The organism is Methylobacterium sp. 1973 (assembly GCF_040545035.1).
GTDB lineage: Bacteria > Pseudomonadota > Alphaproteobacteria > Rhizobiales > Beijerinckiaceae > Methylobacterium > Methylobacterium fujisawaense.
In genome coordinates this window covers 32635-50740 of the sequence record NZ_JBEPLA010000011.1, presented here as the reverse complement: position 1 = coordinate 50740, position 18106 = coordinate 32635, and the positions used below count along the sequence as shown (strand labels likewise).

The window sequence follows — 18106 nt, the reverse complement described above, 5'->3', positions numbered from 1 at the left end:
GCCGACCCACCCGTGCAAGCGAACCCAGCGTTGCACGCGCGAGGCTCATCCCGCTTCCGCTGGGACGGTACCGGCCGGCACCGGGGCCCATGGCGCGCGTCAGCGGGACACGGACGTTTCCGGCGCATTCCCCGAGGGAAGGTCGTGCAGATCGGACGTGGCATGCCGCGCGTGCCGCGTCGCCAGGGAGCCGCGCGCCTCCTGCATCGGCATGAAGGCCGAGAAACCGACCGCGCCCGGGACGGCGTTGTAGATCGCCTCCATGCCGCCGCGCATGTGGTAGGTCTCGTGCCAGATGCCGACGCCGCGCGTGTCCCGCAGGAAATCCCGCCACCAGATCCGATGGGGCTCGGATTTCGCCCAGGCGACCATGCTGTCGATGTCGCGCCAGTACCAACGCATGCCCAGATGCAGCGGGCGCAGGCTGAAGATGATGTTGTTCTCGTAGTGCAGCAGGCCGTCCGGGCGTTCCGCGCCGACCGTGGCGATCCGCGGTCCGAAGCCGAGGAGAGTCCTGACGCCGGCGAGCGTCCGGACCTTCATGCCGAGATAGATCACGACGAGATCCGGATAGCCCGAGAAGTCCGGGACCCGCTCGTGCCGGTTCGCGCCCATGCTCGTCCCCATGATCGCGCCTGTATCGCCGCGTGACTCGCCCGAACCCGTAAACCGATAATATTCACCGGCCTTTCTGCAAATCAATATTCGCGCACGAAGGGTCGGCACATCTCGTGATCGAGCGATGAATGACGAAGGCCGATCCCGACGCCATGTGCCGGGCCCCCCGGGGGGACGACGCACCGGCTCTGCCATCGACGTTACTGGAGGGTCGCATCCAATCCGACGTCGGTTCAGGCTGGGGCACGCCGGCTGCCGGACGTCCGCCCGGGATTCCGCGTGGCGCAGACCGGTCGCGATGAACCGGGATGCGCGACCGCCAGGAGGCTCGACACGCTTGCGCGCCGCGCACGTCCCCGATGGCGCCGAGCGGCCCCCGTCGTCGGACGCAGGGCGTCTCGCTGGCCTGAATGGGCGCCGAGAAGGGTCGGAGAACCGCAGTGGCATCGCCGGTCCGTTCAAGCGCAGAATATTCTCGTGCCGTCGCAAAATGACGAACATTCTTGCTTTCATCCAGCAAAGTAGAGAAAGCCGTTTCGTTGACTCCTTGGCCGACCGACAGGATCTTGTATTCACTGTCACGGTAAGGGCAGCGCAGGGAAGATGAAGACGCATGGGCGGTCCGGTCGTGTCCCCGGGACGAACAGGGACGCCGTCCGGATCGGGTGGACGGTTCGCGCTCGAACCTCGCCGCGGTCCGAAAGACCCGTCCGGCTGATCTGCCGCCGCTGCTGACTCCCCGAACGCGGCCGCCTCGAAGGAACCGGCTCGGATCGCACCGCGAACCGGGACCTGTGCTACGGCGCCGCAGACCGAACGCCTCCCGCCGCACCCACTTCAGACGCCAGGCCCGATTCATGATCCCGAACCGCCGATCCCTCCTGGCCGCCGGCCTCGCCCTGGCGTGCCTGGGCAGCCTCTTGTCGCGCGAGGCCCGGGCCGAGGATCCGAAGGAGGTCCGCCTGGACTGGGCGACCTACAATCCGGTCGGCCTGCTCCTGAAGGAGAAGGGCTTCCTCGAGGAGGCGCTGGCGCCGCGGGGCATCAAGGTCCGCTGGGTCCAGTCGCTCGGCTCCAACAAGGCGCTCGAATTCCTGAACGCCGGCGCCATCGATTTCGGCTCGGCGGCCGGCGCCGCAGCCCTCGTGGCGCGGATCAACGGCAATCCGATCAAGGCGATCTACGCCTATTCGCGCCCGGAATGGACGGCGCTCGTCACCCGCAAGGACAGCGGCATCGCCAAGCCCGCCGATCTCAAGGGCAAGCGCGTCGCCGTCACCCGGGGCACCGATCCGCACATCTTCCTAATCCGCGCGCTCCAGAGCGCCGGCCTCACCGAGCGCGACGCCAAGCTCGTGCTGCTGCAGCATCCGGACGGCCGGACCGCCCTCGATCGCGGCGACGTCGATGCCTGGGCCGGCCTCGATCCGATGATGGCCGCCGCCGAGATCGAGAACGGCGACGTGCTGTTCTACCGGGATGCCGCCGCGAACACCTGGGGCCTGCTGGACGTCCGGGAGGAGTTCGCGACGGCCCATCCCGACCTCGTCCGGACGGTGATCGCCGCCTACGAGCGGGCCCGCGCCTACGCGCTCGCCAACCCCCAGGCCCTCGCCGCGTCCCTCGTTGCGGCCACGAAGCTGCCCGAGCCGGTGATCGCCCGTCAGCTCGAGCGGACCGACCTGTCCCAGCCGGCGATCGGCGCAGCCCAGGCCCAGTCGATCAAGGCGGCCGGAACAGCCCTGCAGCAGGCGGGCGTGATCCCGGCGGGTACCGACGTGGCCGCGGCCGTCGACGGCCTGCTCGACGCGCGCTTCAATCCCGTCGCCGGACAGTGAGCGGCAGCGTGCCGCTGCTGCGGCGGGGCGGCCGCGCGGGTTTGGGGCTTCTGTTGCCGCTCGTCGCGGCGATCGGTTGGGAGATCGCGGTGGCGACGGGCGCGGCCTCCGGACGGCTGCTCCCGCCGCCGAGCCGGATCGGCGCGACCCTCTGGGAGCTCGCGGTGTCGGGCGATCTCTGGCTTCACGTCGAGGCGACCCTCGTGCGGGTCGGCCTCGGCTTCCTGTGCGGGGCGGCGGCCGGGATCATCGCGGGTGCCCTCGTCGCGACGATCCCGCTGCTGCGCTGGCTCATCGATCCGAGCCTGCAGGCCCTGCGCGCCGTCCCGTCTCTGGCCTGGGTGCCGCTCTTCATCCTGTGGTTCGGCATCCTGGAGACGCCGAAGGTGCTGTTGATCGCCGTGGGCGTGTTCTTCCCCGTCTATGTCGGCGTCTCGGGGGCGATCGCCTCGGTGGACCGCAAGCTGGTCGAGGTCGGGCGGATCTTCCGCCTGTCCCGCCTTGCCCTCGCCCGCCGGATCCTGTTGCCGGCCGTGCTGCCGGCGACCCTCGTCGGCCTGCGCACGGGGCTCGGTCTCGGCTTCCTGTTCGTCGTGGCGGCGGAACTGATGGGCGCCTCCGAGGGCCTCGGCTATCTGCTCGTCGACGGCCAGCAGTTCAGCAAGCCGGATCAGATCGTGGCGGCGATCATCGCCTTTGCCCTCGTGGGCAAGGCGGCCGACATGGCCCTGCTGACGCTGACACGGCCCCTGACCCGATGGCAGGATACCGTGCGGGACAGCCTGTGACCGCAGGATTGGGGCTGACGCGCGGCGCGGAACCGGGGACGGTCCCGCGCCGCGGTTCCAATCCGATCCCCATCCCGCGACCGCGCGAGAGACGCCCGTGCTGACCGTCGACGACCTCTCCAAGACCTATGCCGACGGCACGCGGGCCCTGTCGGCCATCGACCTGTCGGTTCAGCAGGGAGAGATCGTCGCGCTGATCGGCGGCTCGGGCTGCGGAAAGACGACTCTGCTCCGGCTGATCGCGGGGCTCGATCAGGCGAGCCAAGGCGCCGTGCAGGTCGACGGCGAGACGATCCGCGCGCCGCATCCGAGCGTCGGCGTCGTGTTCCAGGAGCCGCGGCTGCTGCCCTGGCTCGACGTGGCCGGCAATGTCGGCTTCGGCCTCGCCGACCTCCCGCGGTCCGAGCGCCGGGCGCGCGTGACCCATGCTCTGGAGCGGGTCGGCCTCGCCGAGCACGGTGGCCGCTGGCCCCGGGAACTGTCCGGAGGCCAGCAGCAGCGCGTGGCCATCGCCCGGGCCTTCGTGGCGCGGCCGCGAGTCCTGCTCCTCGACGAGCCGTTCTCCGCCCTCGACGCCTTCACCCGGAAGGGATTGCACGAGCAGCTCCTCGATCTCTGGGCCGAGTCGAAGCCGACGATCCTGATCGTCACGCACGATGTCGGAGAGGCCGTCACCCTGGCCGACCGAGTGGTGGTGATGCGGCCGCGGCCGGGACGCCTGGACGAGACCGTGCCGATCGGGCTCGCCCGGCCGCGCGAACCGGTGGCGGCGACCTACGAGGACGCCGTGCGCCGCGTGCTGGCCGCCCTCGATCACTCCCTGCGCCCGGCCTCGGCCAACCGGCCGGCCGCCCCCGAGACCCGCGCGAGCTGGTGGTAGGACCAGCGGCGACCTGCGGCGCGAGGCCGGATCGGCCCGCCGTCAGGACCCGATCGCGGTCAGCTCCAGATCCGCGGGATCCACGCGCCGGAACCGGGCGAAGCGGAGCGCCAGCACCGGCAGGATCAGCAGGTTCAGCACCGTCGAGGTGACGAGGCCGCCGAGGATCACGAGCGCCATCGGGCCCTCGATCTCACGGCCGGGCTCGCCGGCGCCGAGCGCCAGCGGCAGCAGGCCGAGACCCGTGACCAGGGAGGTCATCAGGATCGGCACCATCCGGTCCGCGGCGCCCTCCGCCGCCGTGGCCGCGTCCCAGGATCGCCCGTCCCGGGTTACCATCTGCTCGTAATGGGCGATCAGCATCACGCTGTTACGCAGCGAGATGCCCGACAGGGTCACGAACCCGACGATCGAGCCGAGCGACAAGACCCCGCCGGTCAGCGCCGCCGCGGCCACGCCGCCCACGAAGGCGAAGGGCAGGTTGACGAGCACCAGCAGCAGGTTCGCCGCCGAACCGGTCACGATGGCGAGGAGCACCACGATCCCGAAGCCGGCGAGCCCGGCATGGACGAGGAGGTCGCGGCGGGCGGCCGCCTGGGCCTCGGCAGCGCCCGAGAAGGTCACGTAGACCCCCTCGGGCAGCCGAACCTCGCGGGCGATCTTGCGCTTGGCCGCCGCCACGAATCCCGCCAGATCGCGGTCGGCGACATTCGCGGTTACCGCCTGCACGCGCTGTGCTCCGAGATGCTGCACTTGGTATCGGCCGGCGCTCTCATAGACGTCGGCGACCTGCGACAGGCGGACATAGCGCCCGCCGGGGGCCCGCAGGGGCAGGTCCCCCACCGCGCTGAGGCGATCCCGCACGCGTGCGTCGAGGATCACCAGCACGTTGAACACGGCGTTGCCGCGATAGGTCTGGCCCACCGTGTCGCCCTGGTAGGCGGTGCGCACCGCCTCCAGCACCTCCACGGGATCGAGGCCCCAATGCCGCAGATCCACCGGGCGCAGCGCCACCGTGACCTGCGGCAGCCCGGCGGGCGAGGCCTGCTGGACGTCCCGGGCGCCCTTCACCTCCGAGAGTTCCTGCGCGACCGAGCGGGCCGCCGCTTCGATCCGGTCGAGATCGCTGCCGATCACATTGACCACGACCGGTGCGGTGAAGCCCGAGACGGTCTCCTCGATGCGCTCGGTCAGGAAGGTCTTGAGCGAGAAGGCCGCCCCCGGGAAGCCGGCGATCAGCGTCCGGATGCCGGCCTCGACGCGGCGCTGGGCAGCCCCGTCGAGGCCGGGCTCCAGATCGATGTGGATCTCGCTGTAATGCGGCCCGGCGGTATCCTCGGCGGCCTCGGCGCGCCCGATCTGCGCCGCCACGGCGCGCACGCCGGGGATCTCCTTCAGATCGCCGGTGATCAGGGTCCCGAGCCGCTGCGATTCCTGCAGGGAGGTGCCGGGAATGGCCACCATGTGCAGGATCATGTGTCCCTCCTTCAGGTCGGGGAGGAACACCGCTCCGAGGGTCGGCAGGATGGCGGCCCCCGCAAGGGTCACCAGCAGCGCGCCGGCCATGGCGATCCGCGGCACCCGCCCGATGCCGGCGAGCAGCCGCAGATAGGCCGCCCGGCTCCAGCGCACCACCGGCGGGTCGGGCGGAGCGGCGCCCGCATGGCGCGTCAAACGACTGCCGAGGAGCAGGATCGCGAGGGCCGGCGTGACCGTGAGCGCGACCAGAAGCGAGGCGACGACCGCCGCGATGTAGGCCAGCGCCAGCGGACCGAACAGCCGGCCGGCGACGCCGGTCAACGCGAGGATGGGCAGGAACATCAGGATCACCGCGAGCGTCGCGTAGGCGACCGACGTCCGCACCTCGAGCATCGCGGCCAGAACCACGCGGGGGATGCTGCGCCGTCCGCCCCGCGCCTCCCGCAGGCGGCGGGAGACGTTCTCGACGCCGATCACCGCGTCGTCGACCACCTCCCCGATGGCGAGGGCCAGCCCGCCCAGCGTCATGGTGTTGAGGCTCTCGCCCCAGGCTTGGAGAACGAGCGCGGCGGTGATCAGCGACAGCGGGATCGCCGCTGCACTGATCACCGCCGCCCGCCAATCCGCCAGGAAGACGAGGAGTACGATCATCACCAGCACGCCGCCCAGCGCCAGCGCCTGGATCACGTTGCCCGTGGCGACATCCACGAAGTTCGCAGGCCGGAACAGGTCCGCCCGCAGGCTCACGCCCTCGCGCTTCAGAACCGGGCGCAGCTCGTCCAGGGCCGCCTCCAGGCGGGCCGTCACGGCGCGCGTGTCGACGCCCACCTGGGCGCCGACCATCAGCAGCACGCCGGGCTTGCCGTCCACGAGGGCCGCGCTGATCGCCGGCTCCGGGGCGGCCGTGACGGTGGCCACATCCGAGAGCACGACGCTCGCCCCGCCGTCGTTGTGCAGCACGATCTGTCCGAGCGCCTCCGGCGTGAGGGACTGTCCCTCCGTCCGGAGCAGGACACGCTGGTTCGGCGTGTCGACGAAGCCCGCCCCGCGCACGCCGGTCCCCTTTCGGGCGGCCGCCAGGACGTCGTTGAGGCCGATCTGGAAGCGGATCAGGTCGTCGGAGCGGACCTGAACCTGCAGGGCGCGCACGCCGCCGCCATAGAGCGAGACCTGGGCGATGCCGGGCACCGCCTGGAGCCGCCGGCGCACGGTCCATTCCGCGATCTGGCGCAGGTCCATGGCGTCGCGGGCCTCGGCGGTCAGCCCGACGAGGAGGACGGTGAGCGTCGAAGAGGTGAGCGGGGTCATGGCGGGGGCTGCCACGCCGTCGGGCATGCGGCCGGCCAGCGCCGCCAGACGCTCGTTGACCCGCTGGCGGATCCGGTCGACGTCGCTGCCGGGCCTGAACGCCGCGGTGATCACCGACAGGCCCTGGATCGAGGTGGAGCGCAGGGTCTCCAGGCCCGGCAGGCCGCCGACTGCCACCTCGACGGGCTGCGTGACCAGCATCTCGACCTGTTCGGAATCGAGGCCCGGTGCTTCGGTCTGGATCGTCACAGTCGGCGGCGCGAACTCGGGGAAGACATCGTACCGGGCCCCCGAGAGGACGTAGAGCCCGAAGACGAGGACCGCGCAGGCCAGCGCGAGGACCACCCGCGGCAGGCGGACGGCGAAGCCCACGAGGGCGGCCTGCAAACCGCCGCGACCGGCTGCAGGGGAGGGCTCAGTCATCGTCGTCGCCCACGACGCGGATGCGGTTCTTCATCTCCTCCGAGAGGAGCGCCTGCGCCCCCCGCAGCACGATCTCGCTGCCGTCCGGCAGGTCCTCGACGACGAAGGCATCGGCCGACATCGGGGCATCCGGCCGGACCGGATGGCGCACGTAGGCGCCGTCGCCGGTGCCGCGATACACCCAGGTGCCGCCCTCTCCGTGGACGACGGCATCCTCCGGCACGAGGACGCCCTTGACCGCGCGGGACGCCGGCAGGAACGCCATCGTGCTGGTGCCGGGCAGGAGGCCGCTGTCGCCGGAGACCAGGTAGAAGAAGCTCTGCCCCTGGATCCGCGGATCGGTCCGCGTCGCGGGCGAGACCGGCCGGAGGGCAACCCGCGCGCTCTGGGGCGGCACCTCGGCGAAGGCGGCCTGCGGCGCTTCGGAAAGCGTCTCCCCGGGCGGTAAGGTGACCTGCATGAGGAAATCGGTCCGCTCGATCAGGCGCGTCACCAGCGGAGCTCGCTCGATGATCGCCTTGCCGAGCACCGAACCCCATTCCTGGCGCGCCGTGGCGGCGAGCGTGCGCAATTGCGACTCCGCCACCGTCATCGACGCCTGATCGGTCAGGAGCGTGCCCTCGGCGGTTTCGATCTGCGCCACCGCCACCACGCCGGCGCCCAGGTTACGGGCCCGGCGGGCAGCACTGGCCGAGACTTCGACACGGGCGCGCGCCGTCTGGAGCGCCGCGACGGCGCCCGCATAGCTGTTGGTGAGTTCGGTGATCCGGGCGAGGTCGAGGACGCTGCCGTAGGCGGTCAGCTCCTGCCGGTGAAGAACGGCCGGCCGCGACTCGGCCACGAGCCCGATCCGCGCGCGCTCGGCTGCCGTCAGCCGCACCACCGTCCGTCCATCCTCGACGGCGGTGCGCGGCGCCGGAAGCTGTGCCGCTGCAGGTGGACCATCGCGCCAATCAGGGACGAGCGCCGTTGCCCGCGCCCGCATCTCCGCGATGATCGGGCCCGCATCCGCCCGCAGCCTTTCGCCCGGTGGCGTGACGGCGAGACCGGCCGCGGCGAGCACCATCCCTCCGATGAGCAGCATCGCCCGGCGACCACCCACGTCGCGCTCCTCCCCTAACCTCGATTGCCGAATCTACCCGGTTTCGATGCCAGATACACCCGAACTTGGCCGGTTCAAACCGGTTCGCTCAATCGGGAGCCAGGGTTCGCCGCGGCCGGAGGACAGGAACGAAAAAGCCCGCCTCGACACTGCGAAGCGGGCTTCCATAGAGCGGGAAAGGGTACGGTTCGGATCAGCAGCCGTCGTCGGAGACCGGAGCGGTCTGCCTGTCAGCAGCGGCCTTGTTCATGGCGCCCACCGTGCCGGGCGAGGCGGGCTGCTGGCCACCAGCCAAATTCGCGGCAGCCGGGTCCGTCGACTTCGACTTCGCACCCGCATCGGTCGGGGCCTGTCGATCCGCGGTCTGCGTCGCGCCGGCGTTGTTCATGGCGCCGACCGTGCCGGGCGAGGCGGGCTGCTGGCCGCCGGCCAGATTCTTGCTCGACTTGTCGACATCGGAGCTGTTCGGGTTGGAAGCCTGCTGATCAGGGGTCTTCGATTTTGTGGTTCCAGTGCTGCACGGGGCCGCGAAAGCGGGACCGGCAGCGACGGCCAGAAGCGCAACCGCGCCCGCCAGACGTGAGACCTTCATCAAACGCTCCTCCAAGATTCAACGAACGTCCAAGTGCCTAATCGTCCCATGAGTTCCGTGCCGATTGTCTAAGATCTTCGAAACGGTCGGGTCCGATCGGGACATCTGCGCGTTTGACGTGCCCCGAGCTGATGAAAACAGACCTTCGTCGCAGGGGGCGCGCGCATGGGGCGCCCCGCCGGGCCTGGGTGCGGCATCGTAACTCGGGCGGTGCCGCCGGAGCGTGATCCGGCGTCGGTTCGGCCGATCAACGGCGTCCGCCGCGCGAGCCGCCCCTACCTCGTTTGGTCGAGTTCAGCGCCCGCATCGGTCGGGCTAGCGTCGGATCGCGAGGGGCCGAGTCCGCGGCTGCGTCGGGCCGTAGAGGTCTCGCGCGTCCGAGATGGCACTGCCTCATCCGGGGACCCGAGATCGAACGATGGCGTTTCCACGCGACTTGGCCACCCTCGAAACCGGACATGCGGCGGGCGTGGCGTGGTCACCGTTCGGCCCGTCCGGCGTCGGTCCTCGCTGGAACGGCGCGGCGCGCGACGAAGGCGCGACCGATGCCATGCCGAAGCTCGGCGTCGCCGCCATCCCGTGGATCGCCCTGTTCGTCTTCGCGCCCGTGATCGGCGAGCAGATCAAGCTGCCGGGTCTCGAAAGGCTGATCTGGGCCTGTGCCGATCTCGCCGCCCTGGTGTTCCTGGTCCTGCGCCGCGACCTTGCCGCGACCCTGTTCGGAAGTCGGTTGCTGCTGCTGACTTGGCCGCTCCTGGCGATCGTGTCGGCTCTGTGGTCCCTGACACCCGGCCTCTCGGCCTATTACGGATTGCAATTGCTCGCGACCATCGTGGCCGGCATTGCGCTGCGCACCACGATGGGTCTGTCGCGCATTATCCGGATTGTCTTCCTGGGTCTTCTGTTCGCTCAGATCCTGTCGGCCATCCTCACGGTCGTGGCCCCGAGCCTCACACGCGGGATGAACGGCGACTGGGCCGGCATCTATTCACATAAGAACGTTCTGGGCTCCATGGCGAGCTTGCAGATCCTGTGCGCAGCCTGCCTGTTCCTCCAGGGTTGGAACCGACTCCTCACCGCTGTGGGGTTCGGCCTCGCGCTGGCGCTTCTCGTGGCAACCCACTCGGCCACGGCGCTGGTGGCGGCGATGGTGGGACTGGCGCCCCTTGCCGCGATCTTCGCGTGGCGGCAGGGCAAGCACGTGACGGGCTTCTGCCTCGGCCTCGTCATCGCACTCGCGGGCATTGGCATTGTCGTGCTCGCCGCGCGAGGCGCAGACATCTCGGCGAGCCTGCTCTCCGACCTCGGCAAGGACAGGACGCTGACGGGCCGTACGATCCTCTGGCAGTTCGGACTCGATCAATTCTGGCGCGAGCCGCTGATCGGTGTCGGATACAGAGCTTACTGGGACAGCCCGCTCACAACGGCCGCATATCTGCATTTCGTGACCAAGCAAAAGCTTTGGTTTTTCCACAACAACTTCATCGACGCCGTCGTCGCGTTCGGCATCGTCGGTCTCATCGTCTTTACGGTGACGTTCCTCGATATGGGGCGCCGGGTTATCGCGCACTTCGCGCGCTCGTCCGGATATGTGGAGGCTTGGCCGATCCTGTTCATGAGCCAGCTCTGCGTCCTCATCTGCCTGGAATGCCCGCTCTTCATCAATCACGGTCTGCACCAACTTCTGTTCGCAGCGCTCTTGCCGGTCATGGGGTCAGGAGACGTCGCGGGGCGGATGATTCATGGGCGTGCGGCCTTTCGGGCTTGAGCCGTGTCTGACTGTGGCGGCGGGGCCTGGACGCGGGCACGAACTCCGTCGGCCCCCCGTCTCGTGAGCCGGCACCACACAGAGGTGAACACGATGTATTGTTTTGGAATTTCCTTGCGTCGTTTTCCGGAACGGCACGCGTACATCTCCCGTCATCTCGCCGCAGCCTGGGGGCCGGATTTCGAGGTTGCCGGGTACGAGGGCGCGGTCCCGGATCCGCGTCTTCCGCCCCCGCCTCATCTGTCGCCTGGGCAGATCGGCTGCGCGATGTCCCACATGGCCGCCTACGAACGCCTGATCGCCCGCGATCTGCCCTATGCGCTCATCGTCGAGGATGACGTCGTCCTGCCGCCGCAGATCCACGGGATCGTGGCTGGCATCGAGGCCGCCCTTCGACCGGGCGATGTCGTCTTGATGTTCAACTGGCCGAAGAACGTCGGGGTTTTCAGTACCGTCGATGCGGTGCAGATCGGAAGTCACCGCTTGTGCTTGCCCATGCAGATGAGCGGTCTCGGCTCCACGGCAGCCTATGTGATCACGCGGGAGGCCGCCGAGGGAATCCTGCGCGTCAATCGACCCGTCGTGGTCACGTCAGACAACTGGAACTATTTCTTCGAGAACGGCGCACTCACTCGCGGTCGCGTGATTTCACCGAATGTCGTCGCCTTGAAGCCGTTCGAGTCCACGATTTTCGTGTCCGGCTCGAAGCTCGGCGCATTCTTGAAGAGCAATGCCCTATTCAAACCCCTGCTTGCTGCGCGGCGCAGAGTCCTGACGGAAAAGATGCCCGTCAGCATGACCTTCACGAACGAGATTTCACCCTTCGCGTGACATGAGCCGTACCCGAGCCCGGATCGGGTCGAAGGAAAATTCTACGCTGTCTTTACGATTTTAAGACTGGCTGCGCAGGCTGCCCGTCCGTCAAAAATATTTAAACAAATTCGTTTTATGTGCATTAATACTGGATGACCATACGTTTCAATGAGGGTCTGTCCGGGTCTGTCCGGGTCTGTCGCTCCACCTGTCCGCCGTGATGCGCGGCGGAAGCGTCCGCTCGACGTTCGCAGCCGGAGGCCGCCATCCGCCGCGGCGAAGACCAGCATCCTGTCCCGTCGACGGCTTGCGCAGCGGCAGCCCCCCTGATCGCCCGGTGTGGTTCGGCCGAGCGGTTTGCCGGTCACATGGCGACCCGGAAGGCCGCGCGCCCGTTGCGGATGATCGACACCAACGCTCCGACGATACAGGCCAAGATGGCTCCATCGATCACGAGAAGGGTGATGGTCCGATTCCATAACCGGTCGAGACCGAGATTTGTGGTGACGATATCGGGCCGCGCCGGGTCGGCCATCACCACGAGGTCGAAATTGGCGGCCTGCGGGCCGGAGAAGACGTAGTTCACCCGCCGTGTCGTGCTGCCCCGAGGCGTGGATAGCGTCAGTGTCGCATTGCAGATGTGGATGACGAGCTTGGCGTTGCACTTGCCATCTGCCACCCGTGCGCGCGGGACAGGCTGCGCCGTCTCGCGGACCTGCCAGTCCGAAATCAAGACAGGCGCCGTGTAGAGCGCGCTGGCTGCCAGGATGCCGCTGAACAGGACGAAGCCGAACAGCACTCCGAAGATCACGGTCCAGCTGGTGCGCTCCGATGGCAGCCGCAGGGTTTCCTCGGCCTCTGTCTTCGCAGGGGGAGTCATGGCGATCCTCAAGCAGGATGGGTTTCGAGAGGGACGGCGGGGGTCGCGATCGGCGCACGTTCGGCCAGAAGGCGGCGAGCCTGATGGGCCGCTTGATAGCGGGCGATCAGATCGGCGAAATCCTGCGGCTTCATCTTGCGCGGCAGCCCGACCGTGAGGGTCACGATGCGGCGCTTGGGGTCGAGCTTCATCGCGTGCCGGCCTGGTGCCCGCTCCGGCCAGTCGGCGCCGGGCGGCAGCAACAGCCGCATTGCGATCCCGCCGCGGCTCAGCGTCATGTCGAGATCCGCGATGGCCGCCCAGGGTATCACGCGGTCGAGGCCCGGCGCCGTCAGCCCGGTCGGACTCAGGATCAATGTGATCGGCTCCCCCCGCGCCAGCACGAAGGTGCCGGCAACGCAGAAAACAGCGGCAAGGGCCAGCATCACGACCAGAAGTACGCGGGCCTCGTAAGACGACAGGCCGGGAATGCGGACCAGCGCGAGCGGCAGCGCGGCGGCGGCGAAGAAGCCGCCACTCACCGCGAACGCGAGGCCGCGGGCACGGTGGCTGGCGCGCAGCACCCGATCCTCGGGACCGACTTCCGCGGCGGTGGCCTCCAGATGGGCGCGCGCGGCTGCCTCGCGCGCCTGGACTGCGCCAAGGAAGTCCTGCGTTGCGGCCCGGCACAGGCCGGACGGATCGGTGAAATAGGCTGCGAGCTGTTCGCGGGCGCGAGCCGGAGGCGGGGCTCTAGCCGCCGTCAGCAGGTCCGCATCGACCGCCAGGCCGAGGGCCGCGATGCGCTCGCGGGTCGGCGGATGGGTGTCGGTCGGGTGGGCCTGTCCGTCTTCGAGACGCGCTGCCGGGTCGTCGAGGCCGCGCGCCATCGCCCGGTCGAGAGCCGCCGCCACGAGATCGGAAGAAGCCGCGGCCGGCGCAGCGGCAGCGGTCTCCAGAACGTCCACGATGCCCGGACGCACGGCGCCGGAGCGGAGGAGCGCCCGGGCCGAGGCGGCGGACGAGGTCGCAGCCGCGCCGGCTGCATCGGCGGCGAATTCGCGCTTCCGGCTCCAATGGCGCACGGCAAGGTGAAAGCGCTCCATCACGAACAGGCCGAGCCGCACCGACGGTCCGAGCAGGCCGAGACCGCCGCGCTCGCGCTCCAGGAGCGCATCGAGGGAACGCCCGACGCCCGTGTAGATCGGCAGGAAGCGCTGACTGTAGGCGGTGTCGCCGCCGGCATAGTGAGCGAGTTCGTGCCCGATGATCGCCGCCGTCTCGTCCACGCGCATCAGGGCCAAATAGGGAAGCGGTACGTAGAGGATCCGGCCCTCGAGACGCGTGCCGCCCGGTTCGAGTACAGCCGGACCCGCGCTGACGAAGAAGCCCTCGGTGAGGCCGACGACCAGGGCCTCGGGCTTGAGCGCGCCCATCCGATCGGCAATCGCTTCGACGAGGCGCCAGAGACCCGGAGCTTCCGCCGGCGCGATCTGGCGCCCGAGGATCGGCAGAGGCTCGGGCTCGAAGGCAACGAGCGCTTGGCGCAGGCCGATCAGTGCGCCCCCCGCGGCGATGATCGTGCCGCCGGCCGCAGCGGCCGCGAGGCCCAGGAGCTTTGCGCCCCCGCCGGTGAAGCCGCCCTGGATGAGCAAGCCTGCCTCGAAGAGAACGATGGCGACGAAGCCTGCGGTCGCCGCGACGATCTGAGCGGCGAGCACGACGGGGAGCAGCCGCCGCACCAGCGAAAAGCCATGAACCAGCGTCTGGCGGGAGGTGCGTCCGACCCGCCCGAGCACACCGCCGACGACCAGGACGAGCAGGGAGAGCGTTGCCGCGATGCCGCCACCGAGGACCGCCACCGGCGGCAGCGTGCGGCGCCAATCCATCACCGCAGCGAGGGTGCCGGCTTCGTCGCGGGCCTCGCGCGCCTTCACCACGGCGTAGGGGCCGCCATAGAGGTGGCCGTCGTGGCGGAATTGCAGGCGGAAATCGGGGCGCCCGTCCCGGGGAGCGCGGGCCTCCAGATCCGCCACAGCCGCGGCGAGCCGGTCATGCTCGGTCGCGAATTCCCTCCAATCGTCGGTTCCGCGCTGGCCCTGCCAGAGTCCGAGCAGCAGGATTGCGAGGGGCAGCAACACGGTGGCCGCGATGAGGCTCGCGAGGATGCGCATACGCGAGCGCTCTGGCAGGGACGTTTCCTCGGCGATGGCTCGCTCCTGAAGTGTCGTCGGCACGATGGCCGTGCGCCCAGCCAATAGGCTGGCCACGCGGATGATCAGTCAACGTGGAGACCGAGATTGGACCAGATATAACCATGACGAGAGGCAATAAAGATTGGGCGCAATCGATCTGATATCCGACATGGGTTCCGGATTTCTACCCGATCCATGAATCGCGTCAATAGAATGCTGCCGGGTTCAGTCGGATCTGCCGGCGCGTCCCGCCGGTGCGCGTCGCCGAACCTGGCTGTGGGCAAGGCCGTGATGAGCGCCGTCCAATCTCGCGCGTCTCGCGCTCCGGGCTCAGCTCCGGCTGTCGCAGATCCATTCGGCGCGGTCGGCCGGCGCGGTCATCGGAGACATCGGATGCATTCCGAGCGGTCGGTCGGCCTGTCGGTCGGCCTGTCGTTCGGCCGATGTCGCGGGGCACATGCTGCCGGCTCGTCTGAATCCGACGGGTGGGCGGCGGCGCAGTATATTGAGAGAGATCAATGCTCAGCTGTGGTATTATGATCAAGGATGCCGCGATTGCGAGTTGCGACCCGGCGCGGCTGTTCAAGCGATCTGCGTCGCAGCGCGCTCAGGCCAGCTTCTCGCACGAGACCCGTCTTCTTCCGCCGCGAGGAGAAACCTTGATCATGGCGCCGAGCCGACACAGGCCCCCTCCGGAGTATCTGCCCGCACCCAGCCATTCCGCCGCGGCAGCGCAAGGCGACGTGTCGATCCAGCGCAGCCCAGGGTGAGGCCGGGGCGGGGAAGCGCGCGGCGACCGGCGCGTCTGTCCGTGGCGGGTGCGCGCGGGGTGCACGGGTGCGGCGCATGTGCGCCTCATCCCGCAGGCCCGGTTGCAGAAATCGCGGCGCTTCGCGCCGACGGCCTGCACGTCGGTCGTCGAGCAGAAAATTCTCCTGACGCGGGACAGAGCGGCCCGGCTTCGAACGGCTCTCGGCCGGTTCGTCCGAATCGTCGATGGCACGCGTGCAGACGGGTTCGGGATATGCAATCGATGCAGTCTCGACGAATAAAATTCGGTGCCGATCAGCACGAGAATATTTGGATCGGTTGCAGATATAATAATCGGAGGGGTCCGTGACAGGCAAAATTGCATCACCTTCAGCCGATATCGATCAGGCCGTCGTGCAGTCCAAAGCCGCCCGCGTCGGTGCCGACGTCTTGGCCCTGTATCGCCAACTTGCCGCGACGCTTCGACAGAAAGGCCGGTCCGAGGCAGCCGCCATGGCCCACCTCTCTGATCCCACCGCGCGTGCGGCGCACCGGTGCGCCTTTCAGCTCTACGGTACCGCAGCCTCCGAACTCGACGATGTCATCGCGGATCTCCTCGCCAGCCTCGAACGGCCGTTCACGGAGGTCTCGACGGGTCCGATCTTGACCGTTGTGGTTGGTGACGGGACGGGCCCGTAGATCGTGATCGCAGTGGCGCAGAAAGCAGGCCGCTGGCAGAGGCTGCGGTTTGGACACGCGTCAGGTCGGCCAGGGCTTGGGCAGATGCCGCGGACAGGCCGGTCTCAAGCCGCGGGCGCAGAATGGTCTGGGTCTCGATGCTCGTCTCTGCGATCTGCGGGCGCGTTGCACTGGACAGGACATCTTGCAGACGGTGTGGTGTCTCGAGATTTTCAGCGGGAAAGTCCCACTCCCGGTGGGATCTGTTCGTGAATTATCGGCATTCGTCGGTGCGCTTTCAATCGACCTGCATTGAAGAGGCAGCGTCTCAAGCAAACGGCATCCCTGCGCACGATCGCCCCGCCTGATCGCGACCCGTCGCGCGCTGGTTGCGGGCGTGCGGGCGATCACGGTGTGACCGACTTCGATGCGAAGGCGGGCGTGGGAAAGCTGGCTCGTGCCAGGGCTCTGAAGGCTCTGCAGACGGGACATGATCGGCGCCGTTGCCGCCAAGGCTTGTGCGACGCTCAAGCGCAACCCCGAGGGGCACTCTCTCGATACAGGGTCGACGGGGCCGCTTCGGTCGCCCCTCTATAGCAGCGCGTCATCGCGGATTATGCCGAACGGCGTTGTGTCCGTGCTCGGCGATCGGGCTCAGCCGCTTGGGTACGATGGCCGGCTCTTGTTGTGCCGGTCCTGTGCGCGCCCGGCATCTGACGATGTTCGATGTGCGGCCAAGTCCGTGTCGGTACGGATCATCGCCCCGGGCGGTGCCCATTCTCCGCCGGGCTCAGGCGCAGACGTCGTGGAAAAGATAGAAGCCGAGGCGGCTATTCGCCTCCTGGGCCGCTTTGGACTGGAAACTGACCGGCCCATCCGACTTGCTGCGGACCGTGTAGCCGAATGCCCAGCTCTCCGCGTCGAGGAAACTCGGAACCGGACGGTCCTCGCGCACGGCGCAGCACAGGCCAGGCTTATGCTTGCGGCAAAACACGTTGTAGGCGTCGCGCAGTTGCTCTCGCATCGGCAGGGCCCTCCCTCAGGATTGCCCTTTTGGCGGAAGACCGGCGTCCCAGTCGTTGATCCAGCGCAATGATCGAACTTTCGCCTCCCGAGCCGCCGGGAGGATCGACCGGATCCGCCTGCTTCGGCTCATGGGCCTCCCATACGGGCTACGCTTCCCTGTCGTCCGAAGTCGCGCCCTGCTTTCGCCGGACAGAAGATCGATTGCACGCGCTCGGTCGAGCGGGCCGCGCCGATGGCCATCGAGAACTGATCCATCCCCGTCTCACAACGGTGGAATGGCCCGAATGGTGTCTCGCGTACCCTGCATGGTCAGCACAGGGCCGACTTGGCTGAGAGTGGACACAGGAACGCCGATCTCTCCGCCTCCCAACAAGCGCCGGCGGGCGACGATCGCCAGGAGCGTGGTTCCGTCCTGCCCGACCCTAACTTCGCGGACGCGCCCGACGCGCACACCCTGATCGGCATAGAGATGCCGCCCGCGCAGCGTGGGCATCAGAGACGCGGCGTTTTCCTGGATCACGGAATTTCCGCGGTCCATGAGCGGCGAGCGAAGCTCCTGGGCGCTTGCCGTGCGCGCAAGCGCGATCAGAGCCAGCAGGCATATCCAGCCGGTATGATGTCGCGACATCTGACGCGCCTTCCTGGCTACGGGCAGACAGCGTTCCGACGCAGGCCCGGTGAGGCATTCGGATCGATCCGGGCTGCCCTCCCGCCATCTCGGCGGGGGCTGACCTCAGAGTGTCCGTCCTCCCGCCGTCGAAAACGCGGTCGATCCGAATTTTTCCGCACCGCGCTTGAAGCGGCACATTGCCAAATGAAACGATTCAAGCGGAGCCGGAATATCGATCGCGACTGGCATATGAGGCTGATGAAAGAAACTTATTATCGTGTTTCACGCGAAATTTTTTAAGTCCAGTTCCTGCGCTGTCATTTTCAAATTGCGAAACAATTTTTCTCGCGCCTTGACCTAGATCAAATCACGTCCTCGA

At 68.4% G+C, this 18106-nt stretch carries 14 protein-coding genes; 5 read left to right on the top strand and 9 right to left on the bottom strand.

Annotation, left to right across the window (positions count from 1 at the left end; genetic code table 11):
- Window positions 1–99: 99 nt before the first annotated feature.
- The gene (locus tag ABIC70_RS20250; RefSeq protein WP_236952971.1) at window positions 100–627 is read right to left on the bottom strand and encodes a DUF4188 domain-containing protein; all 528 of its coding nucleotides are present in this window, start codon (window positions 625–627) and stop codon (window positions 100–102) included.
- Between the two features lie 848 nt (window positions 628–1475).
- Between ABIC70_RS20250 and ABIC70_RS20245 the strand changes: the two genes are divergently transcribed.
- The 3 genes from ABIC70_RS20245 to ABIC70_RS20235 all read left to right on the top strand — a co-directional run bounded on the left by ABIC70_RS20245 (window position 1476) and on the right by ABIC70_RS20235 (window position 4124).
- Complete coding sequence (locus ABIC70_RS20245) at window positions 1476–2456, top strand: aliphatic sulfonate ABC transporter substrate-binding protein (protein WP_182591754.1); 981 nt, start codon at window positions 1476–1478, stop codon at window positions 2454–2456.
- An 8-nt stretch (window positions 2457–2464) separates the two neighbouring features.
- On the top strand, window positions 2465–3244 hold the full coding sequence (locus ABIC70_RS20240; protein ID WP_287091008.1) for an ABC transporter permease: 780 nt from the start codon (window positions 2465–2467) through the stop codon (window positions 3242–3244).
- 97 nt (window positions 3245–3341) lie between these two features.
- Complete coding sequence (locus ABIC70_RS20235) at window positions 3342–4124, top strand: ABC transporter ATP-binding protein (protein WP_053610602.1); 783 nt, start codon at window positions 3342–3344, stop codon at window positions 4122–4124.
- A gap of 42 nt (window positions 4125–4166) precedes the next feature.
- On the opposite strand, the gene ABIC70_RS20230 is transcribed toward ABIC70_RS20235, so the two are convergent.
- The 3 genes from ABIC70_RS20230 to ABIC70_RS20220 form a co-directional block, all read right to left on the bottom strand.
- A complete protein-coding gene (locus ABIC70_RS20230) occupies window positions 4167–7334 on the bottom strand; it encodes an efflux RND transporter permease subunit (protein ID WP_354440842.1) in 3168 nt (1055 codons plus the stop codon).
- On the bottom strand, window positions 7327–8436 hold the full coding sequence (locus tag ABIC70_RS20225; protein WP_354440840.1) for an efflux RND transporter periplasmic adaptor subunit: 1110 nt from the start codon (window positions 8434–8436) through the stop codon (window positions 7327–7329). The genes ABIC70_RS20230 and ABIC70_RS20225 overlap by 8 nt, the downstream gene beginning before the upstream one ends.
- 193 nt (window positions 8437–8629) lie before the next feature.
- Complete coding sequence (locus tag ABIC70_RS20220; RefSeq protein WP_043351879.1) at window positions 8630–9028, bottom strand: hypothetical protein; 399 nt, start codon at window positions 9026–9028, stop codon at window positions 8630–8632.
- A gap of 418 nt (window positions 9029–9446) precedes the next feature.
- Between ABIC70_RS20220 and ABIC70_RS20215 the strand changes: the two genes are divergently transcribed.
- Window positions 9447–10796, top strand: coding sequence for an O-antigen ligase family protein (locus ABIC70_RS20215; protein ID WP_354440838.1), 1350 nt, complete (start codon window positions 9447–9449; stop codon window positions 10794–10796).
- 144 nt (window positions 10797–10940) lie between these two features.
- Window positions 10941–11627: a glycosyltransferase family 25 protein gene (locus ABIC70_RS20210; RefSeq protein ID WP_502916034.1), complete on the top strand. Its 687-nt coding sequence runs from the start codon at window positions 10941–10943 to the stop codon at window positions 11625–11627.
- Between the two features lie 346 nt (window positions 11628–11973).
- On the opposite strand, the gene ABIC70_RS20205 is transcribed toward ABIC70_RS20210, so the two are convergent.
- The 5 genes from ABIC70_RS20205 to ABIC70_RS20185 form a co-directional block, all read right to left on the bottom strand.
- Window positions 11974–12501, bottom strand: coding sequence for a hypothetical protein (locus ABIC70_RS20205; RefSeq protein WP_236952967.1), 528 nt, complete (start codon window positions 12499–12501; stop codon window positions 11974–11976).
- A complete protein-coding gene (locus ABIC70_RS20200; RefSeq protein ID WP_354440836.1) occupies window positions 12498–14642 on the bottom strand; it encodes a M48 family metallopeptidase in 2145 nt (714 codons plus the stop codon). Before ABIC70_RS20200 ends, ABIC70_RS20205 begins: the two co-directional genes overlap by 4 nt.
- Window positions 14643–15803: 1161 nt before the next feature.
- Window positions 15804–16169, bottom strand: coding sequence for a hypothetical protein (locus ABIC70_RS20195; protein WP_274926921.1), 366 nt, complete (start codon window positions 16167–16169; stop codon window positions 15804–15806).
- A gap of 712 nt (window positions 16170–16881) precedes the next feature.
- Complete coding sequence (locus ABIC70_RS20190; RefSeq protein WP_043385796.1) at window positions 16882–17115, bottom strand: hypothetical protein; 234 nt, start codon at window positions 17113–17115, stop codon at window positions 16882–16884.
- A gap of 264 nt (window positions 17116–17379) precedes the next feature.
- Window positions 17380–17745, bottom strand: coding sequence for a hypothetical protein (locus ABIC70_RS20185; RefSeq protein ID WP_075380664.1), 366 nt, complete (start codon window positions 17743–17745; stop codon window positions 17380–17382).
- Window positions 17746–18106 lie beyond the last annotated feature (361 nt).

Excerpts from the sequence above, each read along its gene's own strand:
- ABIC70_RS20185 (WP_075380664.1), bottom strand. The coding sequence starts at position 17,745 with ATGTCGCGACATCATACCGGCTGGATATGCCTGCTGGCTCTGATCGCG.
- ABIC70_RS20245 (WP_182591754.1), top strand. The coding sequence starts at position 1,476 with ATGATCCCGAACCGCCGATCCCTCCTGGCCGCCGGCCTCGCCCTGGCG.
- ABIC70_RS20200 (WP_354440836.1), bottom strand. The coding sequence starts at position 14,642 with ATGCGCATCCTCGCGAGCCTCATCGCGGCCACCGTGTTGCTGCCCCTC.
- ABIC70_RS20220 (WP_043351879.1), bottom strand. The coding sequence starts at position 9,028 with ATGAAGGTCTCACGTCTGGCGGGCGCGGTTGCGCTTCTGGCCGTCGCT.
- ABIC70_RS20250 (WP_236952971.1), bottom strand. The coding sequence starts at position 627 with ATGGGGACGAGCATGGGCGCGAACCGGCACGAGCGGGTCCCGGACTTC.
- ABIC70_RS20215 (WP_354440838.1), top strand. The coding sequence starts at position 9,447 with ATGGCGTTTCCACGCGACTTGGCCACCCTCGAAACCGGACATGCGGCG.
- ABIC70_RS20230 (WP_354440842.1), bottom strand. The coding sequence starts at position 7,334 with ATGACTGAGCCCTCCCCTGCAGCCGGTCGCGGCGGTTTGCAGGCCGCC.
- ABIC70_RS20190 (WP_043385796.1), bottom strand. The coding sequence starts at position 17,115 with ATGCGAGAGCAACTGCGCGACGCCTACAACGTGTTTTGCCGCAAGCAT.